25 protein-coding genes are annotated in these 23,306 nt (G+C 56.4%); 11 read left to right on the top strand and 14 right to left on the bottom strand.

Annotated elements, in window-relative coordinates; all coding sequences use genetic code 11:
* Positions 1-113: 113 nt before the first annotated feature.
* The 4 genes from JMJ04_RS46250 to JMJ04_RS46235 all read left to right on the top strand — a co-directional run bounded on the left by JMJ04_RS46250 (position 114) and on the right by JMJ04_RS46235 (position 6,088).
* Complete coding sequence (locus tag JMJ04_RS46250) at positions 114-3,284, top strand: winged helix-turn-helix domain-containing protein (protein WP_201377091.1); 3,171 nt, start codon at positions 114-116, stop codon at positions 3,282-3,284.
* Positions 3,285-3,418: 134 nt separating this feature from the next.
* The gene (locus tag JMJ04_RS46245) at positions 3,419-4,312 is read left to right on the top strand and encodes an oxidoreductase (RefSeq protein WP_201377090.1); all 894 of its coding nucleotides are present in this window, start codon (positions 3,419-3,421) and stop codon (positions 4,310-4,312) included.
* Complete coding sequence (locus JMJ04_RS46240; protein WP_201377089.1) at positions 4,309-5,139, top strand: alpha/beta fold hydrolase; 831 nt, start codon at positions 4,309-4,311, stop codon at positions 5,137-5,139. The genes JMJ04_RS46245 and JMJ04_RS46240 overlap by 4 nt, the downstream gene beginning before the upstream one ends.
* Positions 5,140-5,359: 220 nt before the next feature.
* Positions 5,360-6,088: an endonuclease III domain-containing protein gene (locus JMJ04_RS46235; protein WP_201377088.1), complete on the top strand. Its 729-nt coding sequence runs from the start codon at positions 5,360-5,362 to the stop codon at positions 6,086-6,088.
* Positions 6,089-6,157: 69 nt separating this feature from the next.
* On the opposite strand, the gene JMJ04_RS46230 is transcribed toward JMJ04_RS46235, so the two are convergent.
* Together JMJ04_RS46230 and ltaE are read right to left on the bottom strand one after the other, a co-directional pair.
* A complete protein-coding gene (locus tag JMJ04_RS46230; RefSeq protein ID WP_201377087.1) occupies positions 6,158-6,340 on the bottom strand; it encodes a hypothetical protein in 183 nt (60 codons plus the stop codon).
* Positions 6,341-6,353: 13 nt separating this feature from the next.
* On the bottom strand, positions 6,354-7,430 hold the full coding sequence (gene ltaE, locus JMJ04_RS46225; RefSeq protein ID WP_201377086.1) for a low-specificity L-threonine aldolase: 1,077 nt from the start codon (positions 7,428-7,430) through the stop codon (positions 6,354-6,356).
* A gap of 256 nt (positions 7,431-7,686) precedes the next feature.
* On the opposite strand from ltaE, the gene JMJ04_RS46220 reads away from it, so the two are divergent.
* Complete coding sequence (locus tag JMJ04_RS46220; protein WP_201377085.1) at positions 7,687-8,523, top strand: SDR family NAD(P)-dependent oxidoreductase; 837 nt, start codon at positions 7,687-7,689, stop codon at positions 8,521-8,523.
* A 73-nt stretch (positions 8,524-8,596) separates the two neighbouring features.
* Here JMJ04_RS46220 and JMJ04_RS46215 read toward each other — a convergent pair whose 3' ends face one another.
* The gene (locus JMJ04_RS46215; protein WP_201377084.1) at positions 8,597-8,761 is read right to left on the bottom strand and encodes a hypothetical protein; all 165 of its coding nucleotides are present in this window, start codon (positions 8,759-8,761) and stop codon (positions 8,597-8,599) included.
* Positions 8,762-8,918: 157 nt separating this feature from the next.
* A complete protein-coding gene (locus JMJ04_RS46210; protein ID WP_201377083.1) occupies positions 8,919-9,281 on the bottom strand; it encodes a gamma-butyrobetaine hydroxylase family protein in 363 nt (120 codons plus the stop codon).
* 487 nt (positions 9,282-9,768) lie between these two features.
* Between JMJ04_RS46210 and JMJ04_RS47890 the strand changes: the two genes are divergently transcribed.
* From JMJ04_RS47890 to JMJ04_RS46185, 5 genes are all read left to right on the top strand, one after another.
* Complete coding sequence (locus JMJ04_RS47890) at positions 9,769-11,109, top strand: pentapeptide repeat-containing protein (protein WP_236039205.1); 1,341 nt, start codon at positions 9,769-9,771, stop codon at positions 11,107-11,109.
* A gap of 213 nt (positions 11,110-11,322) precedes the next feature.
* Positions 11,323-12,090 carry a 3-oxoacyl-[acyl-carrier-protein] reductase gene (gene fabG, locus JMJ04_RS46200; protein WP_201377082.1) on the top strand — a complete coding sequence of 256 codons (768 nt, stop codon included), beginning with the start codon at positions 11,323-11,325 and terminating at the stop codon, positions 12,088-12,090.
* A 100-nt stretch (positions 12,091-12,190) separates the two neighbouring features.
* Complete coding sequence (locus tag JMJ04_RS46195; protein ID WP_201377081.1) at positions 12,191-13,060, top strand: class I SAM-dependent methyltransferase; 870 nt, start codon at positions 12,191-12,193, stop codon at positions 13,058-13,060.
* Positions 13,061-13,224: 164 nt separating this feature from the next.
* Positions 13,225-14,232, top strand: coding sequence for a hypothetical protein (locus tag JMJ04_RS46190; protein WP_201377080.1), 1,008 nt, complete (start codon positions 13,225-13,227; stop codon positions 14,230-14,232).
* A 144-nt stretch (positions 14,233-14,376) separates the two neighbouring features.
* Positions 14,377-15,189 carry a family 16 glycosylhydrolase gene (locus JMJ04_RS46185; protein WP_201377079.1) on the top strand — a complete coding sequence of 271 codons (813 nt, stop codon included), beginning with the start codon at positions 14,377-14,379 and terminating at the stop codon, positions 15,187-15,189.
* Between the two features lie 69 nt (positions 15,190-15,258).
* Here JMJ04_RS46185 and JMJ04_RS46180 read toward each other — a convergent pair whose 3' ends face one another.
* Positions 15,259-15,888: an ATP-dependent Clp protease proteolytic subunit gene (locus JMJ04_RS46180; RefSeq protein ID WP_201377078.1), complete on the bottom strand. Its 630-nt coding sequence runs from the start codon at positions 15,886-15,888 to the stop codon at positions 15,259-15,261.
* 143 nt (positions 15,889-16,031) lie between these two features.
* Positions 16,032-16,310, bottom strand: a complete 279-nt coding sequence (locus tag JMJ04_RS46175) for a hypothetical protein (protein WP_201377077.1) — start codon at positions 16,308-16,310, stop codon at positions 16,032-16,034.
* A 204-nt stretch (positions 16,311-16,514) separates the two neighbouring features.
* On the opposite strand from JMJ04_RS46175, the gene JMJ04_RS46170 reads away from it, so the two are divergent.
* Positions 16,515-16,910 carry a helix-turn-helix domain-containing protein gene (locus JMJ04_RS46170; protein ID WP_007923495.1) on the top strand — a complete coding sequence of 132 codons (396 nt, stop codon included), beginning with the start codon at positions 16,515-16,517 and terminating at the stop codon, positions 16,908-16,910.
* Here the strand turns inward: JMJ04_RS46170 and JMJ04_RS46165 are convergent.
* The 8 genes from JMJ04_RS46165 to dhaK all read right to left on the bottom strand — a co-directional run bounded on the left by JMJ04_RS46165 (position 16,907) and on the right by dhaK (position 23,261).
* Positions 16,907-17,737 (bottom strand): phosphatase PAP2 family protein, encoded by an 831-nt coding sequence (locus JMJ04_RS46165; RefSeq protein ID WP_201377076.1) that lies wholly within the window; start codon positions 17,735-17,737, stop codon positions 16,907-16,909. The genes JMJ04_RS46170 and JMJ04_RS46165 overlap by 4 nt on opposite strands.
* Before the next feature lie 180 nt (positions 17,738-17,917).
* Entirely contained in the window at positions 17,918-18,295 is a 378-nt protein-coding gene (locus JMJ04_RS46160) for an ACT domain-containing protein (protein ID WP_201377075.1), read from the bottom strand.
* Between the two features lie 192 nt (positions 18,296-18,487).
* Positions 18,488-19,582 (bottom strand): threonine aldolase family protein, encoded by a 1,095-nt coding sequence (locus JMJ04_RS46155; protein WP_201377074.1) that lies wholly within the window; start codon positions 19,580-19,582, stop codon positions 18,488-18,490.
* 83 nt (positions 19,583-19,665) lie between these two features.
* On the bottom strand, positions 19,666-20,460 hold the full coding sequence (locus tag JMJ04_RS46150; protein WP_201377073.1) for an HD domain-containing protein: 795 nt from the start codon (positions 20,458-20,460) through the stop codon (positions 19,666-19,668).
* A gap of 307 nt (positions 20,461-20,767) precedes the next feature.
* Positions 20,768-21,043, bottom strand: coding sequence for an HPr family phosphocarrier protein (locus JMJ04_RS46145; protein WP_201377072.1), 276 nt, complete (start codon positions 21,041-21,043; stop codon positions 20,768-20,770).
* Between the two features lie 62 nt (positions 21,044-21,105).
* Complete coding sequence (gene dhaM / locus JMJ04_RS46140) at positions 21,106-21,510, bottom strand: dihydroxyacetone kinase phosphoryl donor subunit DhaM (RefSeq protein WP_201377071.1); 405 nt, start codon at positions 21,508-21,510, stop codon at positions 21,106-21,108.
* Between the two features lie 43 nt (positions 21,511-21,553).
* A complete protein-coding gene (gene dhaL, locus JMJ04_RS46135) occupies positions 21,554-22,183 on the bottom strand; it encodes a dihydroxyacetone kinase subunit DhaL (RefSeq protein WP_201377070.1) in 630 nt (209 codons plus the stop codon).
* Between the two features lie 76 nt (positions 22,184-22,259).
* Positions 22,260-23,261, bottom strand: coding sequence for a dihydroxyacetone kinase subunit DhaK (gene dhaK, locus JMJ04_RS46130; RefSeq protein WP_201377069.1), 1,002 nt, complete (start codon positions 23,259-23,261; stop codon positions 22,260-22,262).
* Positions 23,262-23,306 lie beyond the last annotated feature (45 nt).

The following is a 23,306-nucleotide window of genomic DNA, read 5'->3' as shown; positions in this document are numbered from 1 at the left end:
AGAAGATTATGCTGGCTCAGCAACTAAACACGAAGTTCCCTCACAAGTATGCTATACTGTTAGGGAACTTTGCGTTTAGCAGTTAATAAACAAGGTTGATAAGAGAGAGACGCATGACGCGATCAACACCTACCATTGAGCAAAACACCCTTGTGACTCATGAAGGCGAGCAGGTGCTTGAGATTGCTGTTGGGTCGGCGGCGTGGTTTGAGTGGGTGGGAAGAGAGCGCTCAACGCTCTTTGCTTTTCATGCCCCAGAGGGCAGCTATACGGCACGCAAGGAGGGATCTGGCAGCGGGCGCGGTGGATGGTACTGGAAGGCGTATCGCAAGCACCAGAGCAAGCTGTATCGCGCGTACATGGGCAAAGGGGAGGATCTGACACTAGCGCGGCTTCAGGAGATCGCACAGGCGCTTTCATCAAGGATAGCAAGCGAGAAGAAAGCGAGTGAAGAAACCTCTGGGGCCAAACCTCTGGCTACACGCGGGGAAGGCTCGCATCAGGCGGCCACCCCGCTGCTGGAGACACGGCTACGGCCTCCGCGCCTACCAGCCCAACTGGTCGAGCGTGATCCTCTGCTGGGACTGTTGGATGGCAGCCGACAGCAAAAGTTAACCCTCGTGCACGCTCCAGTTGGCTTTGGCAAGACCACGCTGGTCAGTCGCTGGCTCGCGCGTCGCCAGGCACAGGCTCCTCTGTTTGTGGCCTGGCTTTCGCTTGCAGCGAGTGATAACGATCCACTGCGCTTCTGGTCTACGCTGATCGCCGCCTGCCAGCTTTCTGACGCGCAAATCGGCCAGACGGCCCTGGAACAGCTCTCCCAGAGTACCCGACAACCTTTCACGCAGGCGCCATTGCAGGCGGCGCTCGCGTTTCTGCTCAACGATCTGAGCCGCTTTGTCCAGGAGGGCGTAGTGGTTTTAGAGGATTATCATCTGATTGAGCACGCTCAGATCCACGAAACGCTGGCCTTTTTCATCGAAAACCTGCCAGCCTCTCTCCATGTCATCATCCTGACACGCAGCCTACCACCGCTCCCACTGGTGCGCTGGCGCGCGCGTGGCGACCTGCTGGAGATCCAGACCTCCCAACTGCGTTTCTCCCTGGAGGAAACGACACTCTTTCTCCAGCAATTCCTCCAACAAGCACTCGCCGAGGAGTTCCTGCAAACACTCTATACACAACTGGAGGGTTGGGCTGCTGGTTTGCGCCTGCTGGCCTTGAGCTTGCAAAGCCAGAGAACGCCCCAGGCAATCGAGGCTGCGCTCAAACAACTGAGCGCGGACTCCATAGTTGAGCGCGCTCATCGCCCAATCCAGGAGTTTTTCCTGAGCGAAGTACTTGCCGCCCAGCCGGAGCCGCTCCAGCTCTTTTTGCTCCAGACTAGCCTGCCTGGTCGTCTGAGCGGCTCGCTGTGTGATGCGCTGACAGGCAGACATGATGGCGCCGAGTGGCTGGAGATGGTAGCGCGCAATGGCTTCTTTCTCGATGCACTGGACAGTGCGGGCGAGTGGTATCGCTATCATGCCCTCTTCGCCGAGGCCATGCGAGCCGAGGCGGAGCGCCGTTTGGGAACCGGGACGCTGCACGAACTGTCGGCACAGGCCAGCTCCTGGTATGAAGAACATGCCATGCTCGCGGAAGCCATCGAGGCTGCCCTGTTCGCGCAAGACTTCGAGCGAGCCGGGCGATTGATCGAACACCTCAACGAGCATGCCTACTCCAACGAGTACCATACCATGCGCCGCTGGCTGGAACAGATACCACAAAACCTTCTGGCCACGCACCCTGTCCTCTGCTTCCTCCTCGCCCAGGCGCGCATCTTCACCGAAAAGCACCCGGGCGGAGTCTGGCGCATCGAGCCAGCCGAAGACCTGCTCCAACTGGCGGAAAAGGGCTGGCGCACGCAGGGAGATATGCTCCAAGTCGGCATTCTCTACGCCTTTCGCGCGACCTTTACCATCATTCACGGCTTTGTTGCGCCTGCCGCCACCTATGCGCGTTCCGCACTCTACCTCCTGCCCGCCAACCCTGAACAGGCATACCAGCAGCGACCAGATGAGTGGATCGAATGGCACTGTGGCTGCCTGCTCACGCTGGGCATGGAAGCCATGCAGGCGGGCATCTTCGCCAGTGCTCGCCAGCATCTCCTGGCAGGCTATACCCTCAGTCTGCGCGTCAAGGATCGTGTCTTCACCCGCGTCATCGGACGCATGCTGGGTGACGTGTCTCTCGAAATGGGCGAATTGCGCCAGGCCGACTCCTATTACCGGCAAGCATTGGCCGAACCTCCCTGGCCGAATGAGACCGGCGAGGATATTTTTCGCATACAAGTTGCGTGCGGATGCATTCGCATTGCCTACGCGTGGAACGAGCTTGACAGGGCGGAGCAACTGGCCCGCGAGGCATCTCATCAACACCACTCCCAGGGCGATTTCCCCGTGGGAGAGGAAGCCGTGCGCACTCAGCTAGAACTCTTACGGCTCTTCCTCCTGCGCGTGCGCGGGAAAGAGACCGAGGCACAGACAGCCCTCTCCGCGCTTATCGTACACCTACAAGCAGCCAGCCATACGCGTCAACTCGTCCCAGATGTCCTCCTCTGGCAAGCGCACACACAGATTCGCGATGGTGCTCTCCAGGCCGCAGAACACACGCTAGATGCGCTCTCCCGTTCTGAACAGGAGTACTCCCCTCTACAACAACAATCTATCCACCTGCTCGCGGCGCGCCTGCATCTGGCCCAGGGCGAGGCAGCGAGCGCTCTACCTCAGCTTATGCAGCTTCTCAGCCACGCTCAAGAGGGCCAACACATGTTGAGAATACTGGAAATTCAGCTCCTCATCGCGCTCGCCCATGCCTCGCTCAAACAGGTGCCAGAGAGTAACCAGCAACTCACCCTTGTCCTCGCGCAGGCGCGCGGCGAGGGATTCCTGCGCCTCTTCCTTGATGAAGGCGAAGAAGTGGCGACCCTCCTGCGCGAACTCCTGCCTTCCCTTACAGAGAAGCCCCTGCGCGCCTGGACTCAGAATATCCTCCACGCCTTTGCTGGCCCCTTCTCTCCCCAAACCAGCAGCCCGGACAGCACGCTGCTCGAACCACTCTCCACGCAGGAACAGCGGGTGCTCGCCCTCCTCGCCACCGGGCGTAGCAATCCCGAAATCGCCGAAGCGCTGATCATCTCCGTCAACACCGTCAAGGGCCACGTCAAAAACATCTACCGCAAACTCTACGTCAACAGCCGCATCGAAGCTAGCGCGGCCGCCAGTCGCCTGAAATTGATCTAACAATCCCCACTCACAACCACCCGCCCAACCACCCAGTCGGGCGGCGCGCGGCTCCTCCTTTGCCCACTATACTCTGGTCAGTGATACGAAAGCACATCTGACAATTGACAATTTAGTAGAGCAGAGGAAAAACAATGTTTCAGACACATGATAAAGCGATAAACTCTTCGTCTTCTCGCGTATGGTTCATCACCGGAAGTTCCACCGGCTTTGGACGAGCCCTAGCTGAGGCCGTCCTGGCTCATGGGGATCGCCTGGTAGCGACCGCGCGCCATCTGGAACAACTCCAGAGCCTGAGTACCCCTTCTCCCGAGCAGTTACTCACGCTTGCGCTGGATGTTACCAACGAGGCCCAGTGCCAGGAGGCAGTTGCGCAGGCTGTGGAGCGATTCGGACAGATCGATGTGTTAGTCAACAACGCCGGTTATGGTCTCTTTGGAGCTATCGAAGAAACCTCAGCGCTTGAGGTACGCCAGCAGTTCGAGACCAACGTCTTCGGGCTCCTCAATGTTACCCGCGCGGCCCTGCCCATCCTACGCGCTCAACGACGCGGGCATATTCTGATGATGTCCTCGATCGGCGGTTTTGTCAGCTTTATGGGGATGGGCATGTACAACGCCAGTAAACGTGCCGTTGAAGGGCTATCCGACGCGCTGGCCCAGGAAATAGCGCCGCTGGGCATTCATCTGACTATCATTGAACCCGGGTTGTTTCGCACAGACTTCACCGGTCGCTCACTAAAAGTGGCGGAGCGCAAAATCGAGGACTACGCGCAGACCAGCGGCATGGTGCTTGACTACACCACGAAGAACATTCACGGGCATGAACCAGGTGATCCGGCCCTGGCCGCAGCCGCGATCCTCAAGGTGGTTGAGCATCCCCAACCTCCCTTGCGCCTGGCTCTGGGAGCCGACGCCCTGGAGATGATGCGCAAAAAACTGGACGAAGTTTCCCAGGAATGGAAAACCTGGGAAGCCACCTCCATCGCCACCGCCTTCCCAGCCACCCCAAAGGAGTCATTATCATGAACACTGCGATAGAGACGACCAGCACTGTGCTTTCTCAGGATGGAACCACGATTAGCTACCTGAGCGTGGGCAGCGGGCCGGCAGTGATTGTGGTGCCCGGCGCGCTCTCGTTGGCCCGTGACTATACGGCCTTCGCGCGTGCTCTGGCCGAGCACTTCACCGTTCACACCATGGAACGGCGTGGGCGCGGCCAGAGCGGACCACAGGGTAGCGATTACAGTATTAAAAAAGAGCGAGAGGATGTACTCGCGCTGCAGCGCCAGACCGGTGCGCATCTTCTCGTCGGCCATAGCTTTGGCGGGCTTGTCGCCCTGGAATCAGCCCGCAACAACCAGGCATTCGCCAGAGTAGCAGTCTATGATCCTGGTGTCTCCATCAATGGGTCCATCCCGGTAGCCTGGATACCGGGCTATGAAAAGAAGCTGGCCGAGAACAAGCAACTGGATGCCTTTGTCGAGTTTACCCTCGCCATGGGTCCGGAGTCCGCGCGCAAAACACCACCCTGGCTCATGAAGCGCATGCTGCCGCTTTTCCTGAAATCTCATCAGCTCAAGACCATCCTGAGCCTCCTTCAGGAAAATCTACGTGAACACAAAGAAGTAGCACGCCTGGACAACAGCTATAAAAATTATGGGGAAATAACTGCGGGTGTCCTGCTCATGTATGGTGGCAAAGGGCATATTCCGCAGGCGGACACAAGCATGAAGCGACTCGCAGCGGTCTTCCCGCACGTTGAAACGCGGGAGTTTCCAGCCCTCGACCACTTCGGACTCAACAAAACCGGCCCTCAGGAAGTTGCCAGGGCAGTCAGCGAATACTTTTTGTAGGGCTGCTCTCAACGTCTGTGACGCTTCACCGGGTCAGGGTCTGTGGTGCCGGGCTGGCTTTGCCAGCCCGGCACCACAGACCCTGACCCGGTGAGCCACATAGTGGCGAGAATTCCCGAGGAGATACAACAGAACAATCATTTTTCCCTGGCATAGACCCAAAAAGCCCCGTCGCTCGTCTGTAGAGTGAGTAAAAAAATAAAGAAGAAGGGGTAAGAATATGGGTATCACGCCTGGCGCTCTGGAGCATTTAGAGCGCGTTTATGATCTACTGATTGGCTATTATGGAGAACCAACCTGGGAGCCAGACCATGATCCCCTGGGCGGGCTGGTGGGAACAATTCTGTCACAACACACCTCTGACATCAACTCAGGGCGTGCCTACCGCCAGTTAATAGAAAAATTTCCCACCTGGGAGGAGGTTCGCGACGCACCCACCCATGAGGTGGCCGAGGCCATCAAGAGTGGCGGCCTTGCGAATATAAAAGCGCCCCGCATTCAAAGTGCGCTACATACGCTCAGCGAGTGGCAGCAAGCGAAGGGAGATACGCGCTCACTTTCTGCCTTTCTGCAAGATGAACTCAAAGGGCAGCCACTGGAAGAAGCCTGGCGCTATCTCCAGCAGATGCCAGGCGTGGGACCCAAGACCGCTGCCTGTGTGCTTCTCTTTAATATGGGCCGACCTCTTATGCCCATTGATACCCACCTGCACCGCCTGACCCATCGCCTGGGCCTGATCGGTCCCAAGGTCAGCGCCGACCAGGCCCATACCATCTTTCTCAAAGCGCTCCCACCAGAATGGGCCTACACTTTGCATGTAAACCTGATCCGCCACGGGCGCACCATCTGCCATGCCCAGCGCCCTAAGTGTCCACACTGTCCGCTGATCTCTGAATGCGCCTACGCGGGCAGCGTCAACCCAGAAGAAACAATGCTCCCCACAAAATAAGTTCTAGGTAAAAGAAACTGGGGAACCAGGCAGGACTGGTTCCCCAGTTTCTTTTACCTAGAAGATTTTTTATCCAAACGTGGCCTGGATCGCCTCCGCGACCTGGCGCAGCTCGCGTGCAACTTGCATCAATACCAAGTCATTAGATGCGCTATTGATGCATTTGTGTTCGCCACGATCCGTGAGTTCGCGTGGTAGATATTGCAAGCCACCGAACTTCTCCCGCTTCCAGTCATCCACGGGCCGCAGCAAAAAAGGATGACTCTTAGCCAATTTTCGCGATTTTGCTATCACGCAAAGCCTGGCGTATGCCCTGGATGGCCGCCTCAATATGCTCGTCTTCGATGCCATAATGCGTCACGGCTCGCACGCGGCCCACGCCCGACTGACCCATCAACACGCCCTGCTCACGCGCAGCCTGGATAAAGCGCTGGGTCTCAGTGGCATCTAGCGCCGCGCCCTGCTGATCACGCAGGCGGAAGATGACCATGTTGGTCACCGTCTTCTCTGGGAAGACCTCGACCTCTGGTATATCGGCCAGGGCCAGCGCCAGGCGCTTACAGCGCGTATGGTCATCCGCCAGGCGCTCCACCATCTGCTCCAGAGCCACAATGCCCGCCGCAGCCAGAAAGCCAGCCTGGCGCATGCCACCACCCAGCAGTTTGCGCGTGCGTAGCGCGCGCCGAATAAAATCTTTACTGCCTACCAGCAGTGATCCCACAGGCGCGCTCAACCCCTTGGAGAGACAGAACATCAGCGAGTCCACCGGCCGCGCCAGCTCATGCACTGGCTGGTCCAGGGCTACAGCAGCGTTAAAGAGACGCGCTCCATCCATATGCACAGGGATATTGTGCGCATGAGCGAGGTCCGCAAGCGACGCAAGCTGCTCAACGGTCAGCACCGTCCCACCACAACGGTTATGTGTATTCTCCACACAGATCAACCCTGTGGGCGCGACATGCGGGTCCGCAAGCCCCGCGATCCCATCGCGTACCCGCTCCAGGTCCAGCATCCCCGAGGTATGCGTGGGCACAACATACATGGGCGAGCCACCCAGGGTCGAGGCCCCGCCCGCTTCATAGTGATAAATATGCGACTCATCACCCACCATCACCGCCTGCCCGCGCCCGGTATGCGTCAACACAGCAATGGCATTGCCCATCGTCCCCGTTGGCACGAAGAGCGCCGCCTCTTTCCCCGTCATCTCGGCTGCCAGCTCTTGCAGGCGATGAATGGTAGGGTCTTCATCATATACATCATCGCCAACCTCGGCACGGTACATCGCCTCGCGCATCTCCTGCGTCGGCTGGGTAACGGTATCACTACGCAAATCAACAAGCATTATTCTCTTGCTCCTCCAACTCTAGATAATGACATCATCCCCTAGTATATATCGATTCGCCAATCTTTGAAAAACAACTGGTCCTATTAATACTTGGCCCCCTCCACACCCCCATTTATATGCTGTGGCGTGGTGCTGAGGAGTGTATAAAAGAGAGCACCTTGTTTGACAAGCAGAGAGACCAGGGGATAAGATCAAAGCAGAGTAATACCTCTTTTTGGCTATTTTGTACCTTACGATTGAGAGGAGCGGATCAATGACCCTCAAGGAGTTCTCAGGAGCTGTCGCGGTCGTCACAGGCGGCGCGAGCGGCATTGGCAAAGCAACGGCGCACGCCCTCTATACCCGTGGAGCGCATATCGTCATCGCCGATATCAATGAGCAAGCCCTGGCGGCGGCGGCGCAGGAGCTACTCGCTAGCCAGGAGGCTGGCGACAGGCAAGTGGTAGCCATGGGGCTCGATGTCACCAATGAAATCCAGGTGCAGGCGCTTATGCAGCATGCTGCCCAGGTGACTGGCCGTATCGACCTCGTCGTGACAAGCGCAGGCATCGGGCGCGGCGGCCCGGTTGATGAATTTAGTGGAGCGGAGATGCAGCGCCTGATGGACATTAATTTCATGGGGACCTATCACGCGGTACGCGCCGCGCTCCCCTTTATGCGCCAGCAGGGCAGCGGGCAATATGTCCTCATCAGCTCAGTCGCGGGCAAGCTACCACCACCACAGCTCAGCGGCTATGTCGCCAGCAAGTGGGCGGTACGTGGCTTCTCCTCGGCCTTGCGCGCGGAACTCTTCGGCAGCGGCATTGATGTCACCACCGTCTATCCAGCCTGGGTGGATACCCCGATGCTCCAGCAGGAGGCCGGCTTCAATATGAATATTGAGATCCTACTGACACCCGACATGGTCGCGGCCGAGATCGTCAAAGCCGTACAGGAGGGACAGGCCGATCTCACCCTGGCACCTAACCAGGATATCGCCTTCGCGCTCCAACTGATGAAGGACGACGAACGCAAAGCTGAACAGCTAATGGGGATGGCCTTTCACCAGCAACAGCAGCAAGCCAACCAGGCAAGCAGCGAAGCGCGGTAAAAAAACGCTTCTCTTCTCTACCACGATCAGAGCACGGCAGGCAGTGCCTCTGCCGTGCCTCTACGTTCAATGACTAGTGCGAGATAGCGGCAGCCCCGAAGAAGAGCATCACCAATGCCCAACTTACCAACAGGGCAATCAAAATACGAAGCACCAATCCCGACACATACGGATGGCGACGCCGCGAGGGTCTGATCGCGGCTACCGCCTCTCGTTTACTTTCAGTCCCTATCGTCATCCTTGCACCTCATACAAATGTAATGACAACATCCATGCCACGCTTCTCGCGGTTAAGCATACGTTTTCTGCTTTCCGCAAGAAGCATCCTTCTTCACACGCGCAAATGGTGCGCGTATTACATACAACGAGAAGGCTTATCGCTATTAACGTAGCTATTACTTTCTGGGATAGCGTTCTGTCTGAGCTGCATTTTTCTTGCACTCATCGCATTCACACATGGCCCGGAGCTTCTCGAAGGTGTAGATGCCTGTTTTATGGCCGTCCTCCCATATGGGTGTCAAGCCATAGCGCCCGACTGGCTGCAAGTTGGCCAGGGTGGTCTCCTCGCTCGTCAGGCTCTGCCGACTCTGGAGCATTCCAGGCTGTCCGCCTTCACCCGCACACCACGCGCAGGGACAGGCCCAGCGCAACGTCTCCCAGTTATGCAGGCTCTCGTGCTCATCACTCCAGGTTAAAATCAATTGCCGTTTCTCCTCATCAAGCAAGAAGGAGACCGGGACAAGGTAGTTATTCATCATATAAACACTCCGTCTTCCTATCTGAACACCTGAGCGCGAAGCGCTAGACACGCCAGTGGCGTTGGGGTTCGGAATAAGATCTTAAGTGGCCAGAATTGACCTCTGAGCTAAACCAATAGTACCCAAAGGAGGATACTTTATTCCCTCTTTACACAGGCCTTATTATAATGTTTTTCAGCCCCTCTGGTCTATCAGAGAAAACAATTTCCCTGGTGCGTCTCATCCCTTCTCAAGCATATGCGAAAAACAGAAAGTCATGCCGACGCATAGTACTCTTTACGACCCAGAAACCACGTGGTCGAAGGTTATATTATACTGAAGGACAGGCAACAAAGCGCACCATGCACGCGCATAGTAAACCGCAAACTCGCATATAAAGCCTTTCAGCCTGGTTTATTGCTTCACAAGCACCAGCGCAACTCACAAAATAGCGCGAACTGACGTAGGGATCGTTTCAAACTAGTATCAATTACGGAGCAAGGTGTATATGGAAATCGTGTTAGCCGTTGTGAGCCTCATCATTGCCATCGTGGCGCTCGTGCTCGCTTACCGGGCACAGCAAAAGCTACGACAGGCCTCCGAGCAGGTACAGGCACAACAAGAAATCTGGGAGAAAGCCCAGAATACTCGTCAGCAAGATTGGCGCGCTGAACAAGAAAAACATCTCACTGAAGTGGAACATCGCATCCAGGCCCAGATACAGCAGCTACAGAACGCCTGGAACACCCTGGAGAAATTCGAGCGCCAGCAGCGCGACGAGCTACGCCACGCCTTTGAAACCTCCACAAAACAGGCACGTGCCGAATACGAACTGGCCCGCATCCCCCGCATCGAAGATGTTCCGCTACCGGTAAAGCAGGACCAGTCAGGCAAATCCACGCCCCGCTGGCAACATGTCAATCTCAGTGGCGCCGACCTCTCCGGGCGCGACCTCTCCTCACGCTATTTGGGACACGCTAATCTCAGTCAAACTATCTTGCGCACCACCAAGTGCTTTATGGCCGACTTCTCCTGGGCGAACCTGAAAGAGGCCGATCTCCAGGAGTCCGATCTCTCCGGCGCCAATCTGACTCATACCGACCTGCGCGGCGCCAATCTAAACGGCGTTAACTTTCTGGCCGCCGATCTCTATAAAACCAACCTGATCGGCGCCAACCTGCTCAACGCTCGCAACCTCACCGTGGAACAGCTTCGCACCGCCATCCATGATGATAGCACACTGAGCGATCTCATCAATACCACCCAGGAAGAGCAGCTCAGAGATAGCGGCGCCACCCTGACCAATATGCGCGCCATCAGCAAGAAGGCGTCCATGCCTCATAGGACCGAGATCATTCCGGTGGTAACGCCACCAATCACCCCCATGCCTGCCGCGAAGCCTGCCCCAGAGGCCACACCAGAGCAAGAGAGCCTGCAAGACAACGCCCCAGGCATGGATGCCTCAGAGTGGCTGGCCTACATCGATGCGGCAACACCTGTTCTCCCACCTGAACAGCCAGCCGAGGAACTGCATCAGGAGACCGACTCGACTCAGCCAGCAGAAGCACAGGCCCAACCAGAGACAGCGTCTGCACCCGATAATTCATTCTTGAGCCAGTCCTCACGCGGCTACGCTCTGCTTCCAGACTCTTTACCAGAGACAGAGGGCAGCGATTCCTATGTCCCGGCAGGCGAGCCTTCAGCGCTCTCACCTCACCTCTCCGGCAGCAGCCTGCTGGATCTACAAGCCGCCGCGTTGCCTGAAACCGAGCCAGAGCCAGAAACCAAGGAAGTTGTCGCCCACGGCTCCCGCCTCACCAACGACAATCAGGAATCCACCGAACATTAGTCGTGCACAAAAGGCAAGGCCTGACGTGTATATGCATATACGCGCTGGGCCTTGCCTCACCCCACTTTTTTTGCTATTCTCTTCTGCGACCCCACCCCTGAGAAGCACATGCATAGACGAAATGTGGTACACTTGCTAACGTTACGTCCCACTTCTGGCATACAGCAGTGAATGGCGAATAGCAACACTTTTTTAAAGAGGAATAGAAGCAGTATGGCAAACGAACAAGCACTCCCCCTCAGCGGAAAAATCGCGCTCGTTACGGGCAGCGGCCAGGGTATTGGCCGCGCTACCGCGTTACGCCTCGCCCAGGCCGGTGCCGACATTATCGTGAACTATCGCAGCAATGCCAGCACAGCAGCTGAAACGAAAGCTAGTATAGAGGAGTTAGGGCGTCGCTGCGTCGCCATCCAGGCCAATGTTAGCCAGGAAGAAGACGTAACCCGCCTCTTCGCTGAAGCGACTGAGGCCCTGGGTCCTGTGACGATCCTCGTGAATAACGCCGGCACCACCCGCGATAAACTGATCCTTCAGATGTCGCCCGCCGACTTTGAGCATGTCATCAATAGCAACCTGCGTTCAACCTTCCTCTGCACCAGGGCCGTGCTACGCTCCATGATGAAGGCACGCTGGGGGCGTATCGTCAATGTCGCCTCCATCTCAGGCCTGCTGGGCAACGCGGGCCAGGCCAACTATAGTTCCTCCAAGGCTGGTATCATTGCCCTTACACTCAGTACCGCCCGCGAGATGGCCAGCCGCAATATTACAGCCAACGTGGTCGCCCCGGGCTTCGTTCCCACCGAACTGACCTCGACACTCACCGAGGCCCAACGGAAATTCATGATCGATACCACGCCTCTCGGACGCTTCGGCACACCGGACGAGATTGCCGCGGCAATCGCCTTCCTCTGCTCGCCTGATGCCAGCTTCATCACGGGCCAGATTCTCAACGTCGATGGCGGTATGGCAATGCATATCTAATACATTCGCTAAAAGCTGAAACTTTTTCACCTCGGGAGCACTCTAAACTTCTTAATAAAGCAACCAGTCCTTTTTGGTGTTTTTTAAGGAGGCTATACTCATGGGCTTAATTGAAACCGAGGAGACAAATAAATTTACCTTCGAGCCTTTCGCAGCACACCCCTTTTATACAGAGGTGAACCGCGGACTCGTACGCCAGGCACTGGCACACCTGTCCCAACAGGATACAGGCGCGCCAGTGACCATCGTGGACATGGCCTGTGGCACAGGCGCGGTCTCACGCCTGATCATTGAAGAGATGGAACGCCAGGGCAAGCTGTCGCAGTTGCGCCTGATCGGCGTCGATCCTTCAGCCGAGGCGCTGCGCAGAGCTCAAAAAGGTGTAGATCAGATGGGTCTACCCGCTGATGTAAAATTTATTCAAGGCGAATCTGAAGATCTCCCCAAGCTAATTCAAAATGCCAACGCTGCATTCTTCTGCAATGCCATCCACCTGCTTACCGATAAACTCTCTGCATTCAAGCAAGTCGCCTCTATTCTCGCTCCCCAGGGCATCTTCGCCTGTAATAGCGCGTTCTATACTGGCACCTATGTGCCCGGTACTGAGCGCTTCTATCGCCTCTGGACTCGCCGCGCCGTGGCCTGGCTCCGCCAGGAACATCCCGACGTGCGCCTCTCACGCGAGGCCAAGGCCGCGGCCATGCAATGGGTAACGAGCGACGACTATGTCCAGATCTACCAGGAGAGTGGCTTCGGCAAACTAGATATGGTGCAGGATACCGCCATTATTTCGCTCGACGCCTGGCGCGATCTTGGTCAGTACTGGCTCTTCATCGATGGCGCCCTTCCCGGAGTTCCCCTGGCCTACGGTGCACGTGCGCTTGAAGTCGCTGTCTACCAGGCCGGAGAGGAGTTGGGGCTACAAGAGGTGCCGCGTAACTGGCTCCAAATGGTTGGCATCAAAAAATAGGTTGAGTTATGGAGAATGGGGATGTGGTCTGGAAAGGTCTGCAGCCTTTTTAGACCACATCCCCACAACAATCACAACATCAGAAAAATTGACTTTCTGCCTGCAAACTGCTATTATAGCCAGAATGATGCATGCCCTTTTTATGTAAAGTATAGGGTCAAAAAATGCAAGAGAAACAAACCTGGCGTGATATTCTAGCAGAAATTACTCAGGACCCCAGTGAGAGACAGCACATCCTCGTCACACTGAATGTCAAATCCATTACACTTTCGCGCTGGCTCAGCGGCGAAACCTTTCCTCGCGCCAACAAGCTCTATCAATTCCTCAATCTCTATCCCCAATATCGCGAGCAAATTCTCTCTTTACTGCGCGATGAGAAAGGCATGAGCGAATTTACCAATCCCATCGAAGATGATACACCCCTCAACATCCCTCCTGAGTTCTATATCGAACTCTTTAAAACTCGCGCCTCCGTGGCCGAGAACCTGTACTATTGGACGCTCTGTAACCAGATCCTGCAAAATGCTCTGACTCAGCTCGATCCTAACCGCCTGGGCATGAGCCTGTGGATTGCTCGCTGCATGCCCCCAGCTGGCCCCTCTCAGCAGGTACGCAGCCTCTATGAGAGTGAGGGCATCGGTACGCCTCCCTGGAAGGAGAACCTGGAACACGATGGGATGTTCCTGGGCGCCGAATCCCTGGCCGGCCATGTCGTGACCGTCTTTCACTACAAGGTCGTGAACGATCTTACGGCGGAAAATACGCTCGTCCCCGTCGCCTACTCCGAATACGAGAAAAGCTGCGCCATCTTTCCCATCCTCTACGCCGGACGTATCGCGGGCGTCCTCTCAGCCGCGAGCACGCAATACAACTATTTCAACGCGCAAAATCGTCTCACCCTGCTACAAAAATATGCCGACCTGACAGCCATGCTCTTCCCACCTGAAGAGTTCTACGAGCCTGCCCAGATTGCGCTACACGTTATGCCACCACAGAAAGCACAGAAGCCCCTCTTCGCCCACTTCAATGACCTGACCCGCCGGATGATGATGGAGGCCTCCAGCCGCAACCAGCCCGCCAATAAGAACGAGGCCGAGCAACATGTACGCGCCCAATTAGAAGAACAACTGCTGCACTATGCTATTGAACATACCTTCCCCGGCGATGGTTAAAAAAGAGTGTGCAAGGTGTGGTGGGCGAATGCTCACCACACCTTGCACACTCTTTTTCTTCTTGACGCTCTTTCGCGAAGAGACTACACTGGAAATAGACACTCGCGTTAAGCTCATAGCAGACCATAGGAGATGGTGGCGACTGTGATCGATGATTTTATACAAACCACGCAGACTCTCCACTCACGCTGGACGCAAACCTGCCTGGGAGCCGGCGTCCTCACACTTGAGGATTCGGTCCTACGCATGGCTATTCCCGCTGTCGCGCAGGGCACCTATGCCGACGCCCAGATAGATGACTATGGCACGCTGGCACGCAGTGATTTCCCCTGGCACCCGCCCCTGCGCATGGAGGTACGCGCCCGCTCATCACATCCCGCCGCGACTCCAGCCTCGACCAGCCGCGGTCCACACCTTCTGCGCGGGACAGCAGGCTTTGGCTTCTGGAACTATCCCTTTTCGGTCCGAGGAGATATCCTGATGCTGCCAGAGGCCGTCTGGTTCTTCTATGCCTCGCCCCCCTCGAATATGGCCCTGGTACCAGGCATTCCCGGCTGGGGCTGGAAGGCCCAGGTCATCCATAGCATGCGTCCAGGCTCCTTTTTCGCGACCCTCCCCACGGCCCTGGCGACCGGGTGGGGCTTGACCACCGGCAATACGCGTCCCGCTGGCCGCTGGCTCCAACGCCTCAGTGGCGCCCAGGAGCAGCTGCTCACAGTGCCAATGACGACCTGGCATACCTATGTCATTGAATGGACGCCAGAGGCCGCTCTGTTCTGGGTCGATGGCGAGCCTGTCTTGCGCGCGCCCAATCCTCCCACCCGCCCCCTCGGCTTTGTCGCCTGGCTCGATAACCAGTACGCCATCGCGACCCCGCGCGGCATCCTGCGCTTTGGCACGGTCGCCTGTGAAGATGAGTGGTTTGAGATTGATTCTATCCACATTGAGCGCTTTTAATAGAGTGTATTGCAAGAAGAACAGCGAGGGCGCAAATGCGCCCTCGCTGTTCTTCTTGCAATACACTACCTACTTGTTTTTGGGCTCCTCCTCCGGCAGTTTCTTCTCGGCGTAAGTCAGGATATCGTCGATGATGCCGTATTCCTTGGCCTCGACGGCACTCATATAGAAATCACGATTGGTATCCTTCTGGATGCGCTCCAGCGTCTGCCCGCTATGCTCCTGAATAATGTCGTTTATCTCGCTGCGCAGGTGCAGGATCTCGCGCGCGTGAATATCAATATCCGAGGCCTGCCCGCTCAGGCTTCCCGAGATCAAGGGCTGGTGCAGGTGGATGCGCGCATGCGGCATCGAGAAACGCCGCCCCTTCTCGCCCGCGAGCAGCAGAATAGTGCCAAAGCTGGCCGCATAGCCCACGCAGGTGGTCGAGATGGGACAGGGCAGGACCCGCATCGTGTCATAGATACCCAGGCCCGCGTTAATCGAGCCGCCTGGCGAGTTGATATACATGTTGATTTCACGCTTGCTATCCTCGGCCGCCAGGTAGAGCAACTGCGCTACCACCAGCCCCGACATCGCATCATCAATCGGTCCATTGACGACGATAATGCGGTCACGCAAGAGGCGCGAGAAGAGGTCATAGGCGCGCTCCCCGCGTGGCGTATTCTCCAGTACAGTAGGAACCAGTAAACTCGACATGTGTTTCTCTCCTTTTATCATACGTTGTGATATCTTTGAGCGTATATTGTAGGGTCCAAGCAAGCTTGGACTTCTCCCGCCAGCCGGAACGATTCCCGCTCGCGGCAAGGCCATGCCAGCATGGCCCCTACAGACGATTGTCTCTAGGCCTGACGCAGAAAGTAGTAGTGAATCTTTTTGCCTTTTCCTGTTGACCGTTCATCAAGAAGACCGGCCATAACCCAGCCTTCTGCTCCCAGTTCGCTCAGGCGAACCTCGTCAGGCAGAGCCTCCTCGGCTGGATCAACTGTGAGAATCTTATACTCCCACCGCGCGGCCTGGGCTTGCTCATACACCATAGGAATAAAGACCGAGCCTGACTGCGACTCCGGCTTCTCCATCTTCCCCGCCAGGTAACCCATACCAATCCTTGGCATATGCATCTTATTGCTCCTTTACTCATTTCAACATTGTTATTGTGTGTGGTGTAACTGGGGCATTCGCCCCAGTTACACCACACACAATAACAATGGTTTTATCTGTTGCCTTGAATATAGCACGCCATTAGCGTATACTCATAGAGAAAAACTATGCTGTCAGCATAGCTACAGCATAGGCAATGCTCTGAGCATAGGAAGGAAGCAAATATGGCCGATTTACAAGAACTGCTGGGTCGCGTGATCCGTCGCGAACGCCAGGATCATAATATGACCATCAAAGAACTAGGCGAGAAGGCTGGCCTCTCCGAAATTTATGTGGGAGAGATCGAGCGGGGACAGAAATATCCCTCGGCCAAGGTGCTAGAAAGCCTGGCGGGCGCTCTGGAGCTGGATGTCGCGGAATTGTTGGAGATGGTCGCGGAAGAGATCCGTAGCGAACGCGAACCCCAGGTTACCAGTGTTATTGGCTTTCTCCCTGGGGCTCCCGGTCAGAGTCGTCGGACCGTAGTCAAACGCATGGTGAATATGCTCGACGAAGGCGCAATCGAGAGTGTTGCGGACTTTAGCGCCTTTCTCCTCAACAAGCACCTGAATCTGAACTAAGCATGTTGATGGCGCGCGCGCCGCTTCTGATCGAGGCGCTGCTGCCACTTCTCCTGCAAGGGCGTCGCCCAGCGATACAGGAAAATGAAGAGGCCGAGCCAGAGCACGCCCACAAAGTACCCACCCAGGACATCCGTTGGCCAGTGCCCACCCATCAAAATGCGTGAGTAGCTAATTAGCAGCATCTCGATCACTGCGAGAATCTGCAAGGGTAGGAGCCAGCGATAATACTTCCAGCGGCGCACAGGCTCGGTCTGGCTGAGGTACAACAAGAAGCCATAGTAGATCACATCATGTGAGACATGGCCCGAGGGATAAGAGGGGAAGGGAACAATAGCCTCATAGTTATGAATTGGGTACATCTTCGCCAGGGGACGCGGACGCCCGACCAGGATGTCCAGAAGCGTATTTATCCCCGACCCGCTGGCGACAATCGCGACCAGGAAGAGCGCATTTTGTAGCCAGGTCAGCGCTCGTCGATGCGTAAACCAGGCCCAGATCGCTCCCACTAATAAGAAGATCAGCCAGCTACTTAAAAGTACGATTGACCAGAGGGGATCATCCAGAACGCTAGGCAAGCGTACAATGGCATCGAGCACACTTCCCAGGTGCCAACTCTGAATGGTCTGCATGATCGAAAGATCAAAAGAGAAGGGACGGGGATGCATATGCATGCCTATACAGGTGAGCAGAAAGATGATGACGCCCACCACCCATAATGCTAACTCTATCTTCCAGTGAGCACGTGCCTGCTCGTGTCGCGTGCTCTCCGTTGCTCGTGTTTGCGCTACCTGAAACGGTCCACTTGTGCGCTCCGTTGCACTCATAGCTTCAATCCTCCCTGCGGCGAAACGCCTCTCAGATGTTCTAGTGAGCACGATAGCATCATCAAGCCCTATTACCCCACGCTACCATGTCACACTACACATACGGATCGATCTACATCAATGGATACAAGCAGAACACACGTGGCACGTAGCAAGATCACACTTCATGGCTATAGGAATTCAATTCGGAAAGGTATATCCCAGCGCCTCCAGCACCCTCCGCGCCCGGTCCAGGTGCACCTCTTTCACAAGCAGGTAGTCAGTATCATAGGTTGAGATGGCAAAGATCGAGATGCCCGCGCCCGATAACGGGGTTGCCAGGCCCGCCAGGATGCCCGTCAGCGAGAAGTCCAGTGGACCCTTAACCTGCAAGGCCCGCCAGCCATGCTCTACCTGGACCTCCTCTGGCACGGCTTCAGAGACACAGACAATCGAGAGTTCTTCACGCGTATATGTTATCGCTAGAAATTCGCGTCGGCTCAATGCCCAGGCAGGTATCTCCTGCTGCGGATCGAGCCGGCAAACGCTTAGCGGAATAGCGAGAATTACCAGTTGCATCGTTCCTGATCCCTTCAGGGTATGGCATAACGCACAATAATTTTTTCGTGCCCGCCCTGGGTGCCCGACCAGGGCTAACGTCTGATCTACACACGAAATTGTACGCCACCAGGATGCACCAGCACAAACAACCAGTAGCCGCGTACGCAAGTAGTGGGCGCTACTTGCGTACGCGGCTACTGCGGCTGCGCCTTATTCGGCCAGTTCGAAGACGCGCCGGAAGAGGGGGACAATCTCTTCCGTGGGAATCTCCAGGCTGGCGGAGCCAATGGAGAGTTCAAATTTACTATACTGTGGGACGAGCGTGGGAGTCAGCATGCGGAAGAGAACGGTCTGTGTCTCCTCAGCGACGCGCCAGGCAGCGTCTACCAGCCGCTCACGGTCGCCACGCAGGAAGAGGTGCAGCATGTTGGTCTGCGGAGGATTGGGCAGGATCTCTATCTGGGGCAGATCCGAGAGCGCGGCGGCGATCTCGCGCGCCTTCGCGCAATACTCGTCGATGCGCCCGAGGTGCTTCTGCATCCCTTGCCGCGCCGAGAGCACATAAGGATAGAGGCTGATCAGGTTGCCTCCCTGCCGCCGTTGCCAGATGCGCGCCTCGGCGATGACATCGGCGGGTCCCGCCAGTACCGCGCCCGCGATCCCATCCAGGACCTTGTAGAATGAGACATACACGCTATCGAACAGGCCCGCAATCTCGGCATACTCACGCTGATAGAAGGGCTTGCACTCCCAGAGACGCGCCCCATCCAGGTGTGTGGCGATCCCACGCTCACGCGCCCAGGACGTGATCTCCACCAGTTCCTCCCAGGAAGGAAGCTGTCCACCAATCTCGCGCTGTGGCAACTCGATGAGTAGGGCTCCCAGAGCCTCAGGCACACTTTTGAGGTCTTCCAGGGTGAAGAGATGCTGCTCAGCACCCAGCAAAACTCGCTCCAGGCCATGCAAGCGCTGGTAGGCATCGTGCTCATGAATCTCCAGGTGACAGGTAGGATGATACGCCACGCGCTTGCGCCCCTTGCGCTCACACCAGATACGCAGCGCGATGGGCTGACACATGGTCCCGCTGGGCATAAAGACCGCGGCCTCTTTTCCCAGTAAATGGGCAATCTCCTCCTCAAACGAAGTAATCAGTTCACCGCCACCGTACCGATCCGCCTTCGCCTCTGGATCGGCAAATTCCGTCAGATCATGCAAGACCTCGCGCGGAGATCTGGGATAATGCATGGCTAGAAAGCGCTTACACTGGGACAAAATACGCTCTTTATCCTGTTCAGTTATGGGCATAGAGAAATACCACCATCCTTTTTACAACACTTTTTCCATGTAGAAAACTACTCAACATCCACACCTCATCCCCCACCCATATGTTAACATGCGAATGTGTTGCGATACCAGGTAATGGTTTGCTGTATGCTCTTCATATGCTCCTCGCTCTCACCTACGCGCCGGGCAAGGTCAAGAATGTGCGCGACGACCTCTTCTTTTACAGGCCCTCTCCACCTGCGATACGCCTCTTGCAGCACAGGATGCGAGAAATCACCGGGGCGCATGGCTAGCAGCGAGAGCAAGACATTGAGATGGTCGCCCGAAAAGTGCTCTAAGGAGAAGCGAGCGCGCTGTTCCTGGGTAAGTGAGGGGTCAAAAAAGGGGGCATCGCGCTGGGCGCGGCTGCATGCATAGTGGTAGTCAACTCGCGCGCCTCTTGTATTCAACATGATCACGATTGCACGCACGATATCGGCCTCCAGGGTACGTGGAGGATGGCTAGAGGGATGCAAGCGGTAGTTCAAGAATGATGTGCTCACAATTCCATCAAGCACCGCCCGTGCACTATCAGGTCGTACAGCCTGCTCTCGGGCGAAGCGCGTGTACACCTGCTGCGCCAGGACGATAGGCTCTACTACATGTGTCCCTTGAAAGAACCTACCGATATCATGGAAGAGTGCCAGGTGCTCTATCACCTCGTGATGCAGGAGGCGCCCATCTCGATGCTCAATCTGTGTCGCCAGGCGGCTCACTTTGTCGAGCACCTCCCAGGCATGCTGAAAGCCAAACTCACGATCCGCGAAAAAGCACTCTATCTGCGCAGTACAATCCGGCAATGTTCTGAACAAGACATCCCGCCACTGGTCCAGACCTGGGGCATAATCCAATCTCTTCAAGATGGGCCTCCTTGCTTGTTTCACCTTTGACTACGCTCTTATTCCGAAATCCAACGTCACTCTCGTGACAAGTGCTGTGCCAATCTTCATCCGAAAGGTTTCACGCCGCCTGCGGCGGCAAGGGGAGAGACGCAGAGGGGCTGACGCCCCTCTGCACTCCCCACCTTTCCAATCAACTTTGACAAAGTACTAGCGCTTCGCGCTCGGGTTTTCGGATAAGTAGTATAAGCAAATTTATCGCATCTTGTCTGGCACAGAAAAAATGTTGGCGCACAGTGCTACGTAGCCCACATACGCCCTAATAAGATCACGCGTCTTCATCAAAATTACGCCTGGCAAGGGCGGCGATAGCCACGAGTGCGGGCTCGGCATCGTCGCCTTCGGCTCGTACCAGGATCTCAGTCCCCTGCGGCACCCCTAGCTTCAAGACGGCCAGGATACTCTTGGCGTTGGCGACCTTCTCCCCAACCTGGAGCGAGATGTGCGCTCGAAAACTGGCCGCCGTCTGAACCAGCAGACGCGCAGGGCGGGCATGAAGGCCAACTTTATTGGTGATTTTGAGTGTTGTTTCTAACACTGCCATAGACGATGCCTTCCCTATGCGAATCTAGACAGAGAGGTACAACATGGAGAACGCCCACGAGCTTAAGGATGGACCTTCGGCAGAGTATGCGCCTCAGCTGCGGCGGCTGCCACTGCATCCAGGGTATTGCCAATCGAGGACTCGACCGCGGCGACCACGGCTCCCTCGACCAGCGCGCCTGAACTCACAATCACCCGCCGCTCCTTCTGTTCAGCGCGATAGGTCTCTACAGCCATCTCAACCGACATGGCCGCGCTCCCCAAATCAAGCAGGACCAGGACACCATCACGCCCCTCGACCGTGTGCAACGCGGCCAGAATTTTCTCCACCGACGTTCCCAACGAACCATCCGGCCCGCCACCCGCCGCGATGATGGAGACCTTGCCTTGCGCCATCTGGCTAGCCAGTTCAACAACGCCTTCCGCCAGCCGTGCGCTATGTGACACGATGACTAACCCGACTCCCATGGCTTAGCTCCTCGTTCTTTCTGCATGTACGTAAGGTCTCTCATCATCGATAGGTCTCCACGAGCGCTTGTAGCATCAAGGTACTCGATGTCGCCCCAGGGTCCTGGTGACCAATACTGCGCGCACCAAGATAACTGGCCCGCCCCTTCGTCGCCAGCAGAGGAATCGTGCTCTTCATACCCGCTTCCGCTGCGCTACTACACGCTTGCAACACTTGAAGCATCTCCAACCCCTCACCCTCGGCCTTGCGCGCGGCCTCCAGGGCGGGAAGTAGCGCATCTAACATGGTTTTCTCCCCCCGTCGGGCCTTGCCTCGCGCCTGGATACCCTCAACCATCGCGGCGAGTAGCGCGACTACGTCCGCCTCCTGCAATTCTTGCTTACCCGCCATCGCGATACCCGCGCGCAAAAATGCGGTGCCATAGAGCGGGCCACTGGCGCCCCCAACGGTGGAGACAAGCGTGGTCCCCACCGTCTTCAGGATGGTGCCGCTATCAGCACTCGCCAGGGCAGGCAATTTCTCAACTACAGCCCGAAAGCCCCGGTCCATATTGATGCCATGATCAGCATCCCCAATGGCGGCATCTAGCTGCGTCAGATATTCTCGCTGTTCATGCAATACCTGCCCTACCCGCTGCAACCAGGCAATAAGCTTTTCGCTCGTTATCGGCATACATTCTCTCCCTACGTAAGTACGTCTGTAAACTGCCAGCATAGAAGCTACTACAGGCGTACCCTTATCGACAACGCTAGATGCCCCAGCGCAACGCAGGAGTATGAACAGGTGCGTCCCAGTACTTCAATATTTCATCGTCCGTACGCAGGAGTGTAATCGAGCAGCCAGCCATCTCTAGCGAGGTGATATAGCTCCCCACCAGGGAACGCGCGATAGTAATGTTCTTTCCACGCAGGATCTTTGCCAGTTCGTTTGCCATCACATAGAGTTCGATCTGCGGCGTCCCCCCCATCCCATTTACAAAGGCGATCACCCGCTCACCTGCCTTGAGTTCCAAATCTTCTAGAATCGGGTTGACCAGCATCTCGGTCACTTCCGCGGCCGAAGCCAGGGGCACACGCCTGCACCCAGGCTCGCCATGAATGCCAATGCCGATCTCCATCTCGTTCTCATCCAGGTCGAAGGTTGGCCTTCCTATGGCTGGCACGGTACAGGAGGTCAGGGCCATGCCCATACTACGCCCATTGGCATTGACGCGCTGCGCCATCTCGGCGACCGCCTCTAGAGAGGCACCAGTCTCCGCCAGGCCACCCACAATTTTCTCCAGCAACACGGTGACGCCCACACCACGCCTGCCAGCGGTATAGAGGCTATCCTGGACCGCAACGTCATCATTCGTGACCACAGAGGCAATTTCGATATCTTCGGCCGCCGCCAGTTCCGCCGCCATCTCAAAGTTCAGTACGTCGCCTGTATAGTTCTTAATAATGTAAAATACACCTGCGCCACCGTTCACGGCCCGCGTCGCAGCCAGCATCTGGTCAGGGACAGGCGAGGTAAAAATCTCGCCGGGACAGGCCGCGTCCAACATCCCACACCCTACAAAGCCGCCATGCATCGGCTCATGTCCACTCCCACCACCCGAAATAATTCCCACTTTTCCCTGGACCGGAGCATCGGCACGCACGATTACCTGGCTCTCGTAGTCGACACGAATCAATTCTGCGTGCAGAGCTTCCATACCTGCAAGCGCCTCTTTAACCACATCCTCTGGCCTGTTGATGAGCTTTTTCATGCGAGTCCGCCTCCTTTAGTCTCCTAAACAATTCCACCATGGAAC

It is taken from the genome of Ktedonobacter robiniae (genome assembly GCF_016587375.1).
GTDB classification, from domain to species: Bacteria; Chloroflexota; Ktedonobacteria; order Ktedonobacterales; family Ktedonobacteraceae; genus Ktedonobacter; species Ktedonobacter robiniae.
The sequence above is the reverse complement of the archived record's forward strand: the minus strand, read 5'-3'. Positions and strand labels throughout refer to the sequence as shown.

Excerpts from the sequence above, each read along its gene's own strand:
- ltaE (WP_201377086.1), bottom strand. The coding sequence starts at position 7,430 with ATGCTTGTTGATTTGCGTAGTGATACCGTTACCCAGCCGACGCAGGAG.
- JMJ04_RS46175 (WP_201377077.1), bottom strand. The coding sequence starts at position 16,310 with ATGCATATGCCAAGGATTGGTATGGGTTACCTGGCGGGGAAGATGGAG.
- JMJ04_RS46160 (WP_201377075.1), bottom strand. The coding sequence starts at position 18,295 with ATGCAACTGGTAATTCTCGCTATTCCGCTAAGCGTTTGCCGGCTCGAT.
- JMJ04_RS46145 (WP_201377072.1), bottom strand. The coding sequence starts at position 21,043 with ATGGCAGTGTTAGAAACAACACTCAAAATCACCAATAAAGTTGGCCTT.
- JMJ04_RS46235 (WP_201377088.1), top strand. The coding sequence starts at position 5,360 with ATGGGTATCACGCCTGGCGCTCTGGAGCATTTAGAGCGCGTTTATGAT.
- dhaM (WP_201377071.1), bottom strand. The coding sequence starts at position 21,510 with ATGGGAGTCGGGTTAGTCATCGTGTCACATAGCGCACGGCTGGCGGAA.
- JMJ04_RS46245 (WP_201377090.1), top strand. The coding sequence starts at position 3,419 with ATGTTTCAGACACATGATAAAGCGATAAACTCTTCGTCTTCTCGCGTA.
- dhaL (WP_201377070.1), bottom strand. The coding sequence starts at position 22,183 with ATGCCGATAACGAGCGAAAAGCTTATTGCCTGGTTGCAGCGGGTAGGG.
- JMJ04_RS46215 (WP_201377084.1), bottom strand. The coding sequence starts at position 8,761 with ATGACGATAGGGACTGAAAGTAAACGAGAGGCGGTAGCCGCGATCAGA.
- dhaK (WP_201377069.1), bottom strand. The coding sequence starts at position 23,261 with ATGAAAAAGCTCATCAACAGGCCAGAGGATGTGGTTAAAGAGGCGCTT.
- JMJ04_RS46210 (WP_201377083.1), bottom strand. The coding sequence starts at position 9,281 with ATGATGAATAACTACCTTGTCCCGGTCTCCTTCTTGCTTGATGAGGAG.
- JMJ04_RS46240 (WP_201377089.1), top strand. The coding sequence starts at position 4,309 with ATGAACACTGCGATAGAGACGACCAGCACTGTGCTTTCTCAGGATGGA.
- JMJ04_RS46170 (WP_007923495.1), top strand. The coding sequence starts at position 16,515 with ATGGCCGATTTACAAGAACTGCTGGGTCGCGTGATCCGTCGCGAACGC.
- JMJ04_RS46190 (WP_201377080.1), top strand. The coding sequence starts at position 13,225 with ATGCAAGAGAAACAAACCTGGCGTGATATTCTAGCAGAAATTACTCAG.
- JMJ04_RS46180 (WP_201377078.1), bottom strand. The coding sequence starts at position 15,888 with ATGTCGAGTTTACTGGTTCCTACTGTACTGGAGAATACGCCACGCGGG.
- JMJ04_RS47890 (WP_236039205.1), top strand. The coding sequence starts at position 9,769 with ATGGAAATCGTGTTAGCCGTTGTGAGCCTCATCATTGCCATCGTGGCG.
- JMJ04_RS46155 (WP_201377074.1), bottom strand. The coding sequence starts at position 19,582 with ATGCCCATAACTGAACAGGATAAAGAGCGTATTTTGTCCCAGTGTAAG.
- JMJ04_RS46220 (WP_201377085.1), top strand. The coding sequence starts at position 7,687 with ATGACCCTCAAGGAGTTCTCAGGAGCTGTCGCGGTCGTCACAGGCGGC.
- JMJ04_RS46165 (WP_201377076.1), bottom strand. The coding sequence starts at position 17,737 with ATGAGTGCAACGGAGCGCACAAGTGGACCGTTTCAGGTAGCGCAAACA.
- JMJ04_RS46195 (WP_201377081.1), top strand. The coding sequence starts at position 12,191 with ATGGGCTTAATTGAAACCGAGGAGACAAATAAATTTACCTTCGAGCCT.
- JMJ04_RS46250 (WP_201377091.1), top strand. The coding sequence starts at position 114 with ATGACGCGATCAACACCTACCATTGAGCAAAACACCCTTGTGACTCAT.
- fabG (WP_201377082.1), top strand. The coding sequence starts at position 11,323 with ATGGCAAACGAACAAGCACTCCCCCTCAGCGGAAAAATCGCGCTCGTT.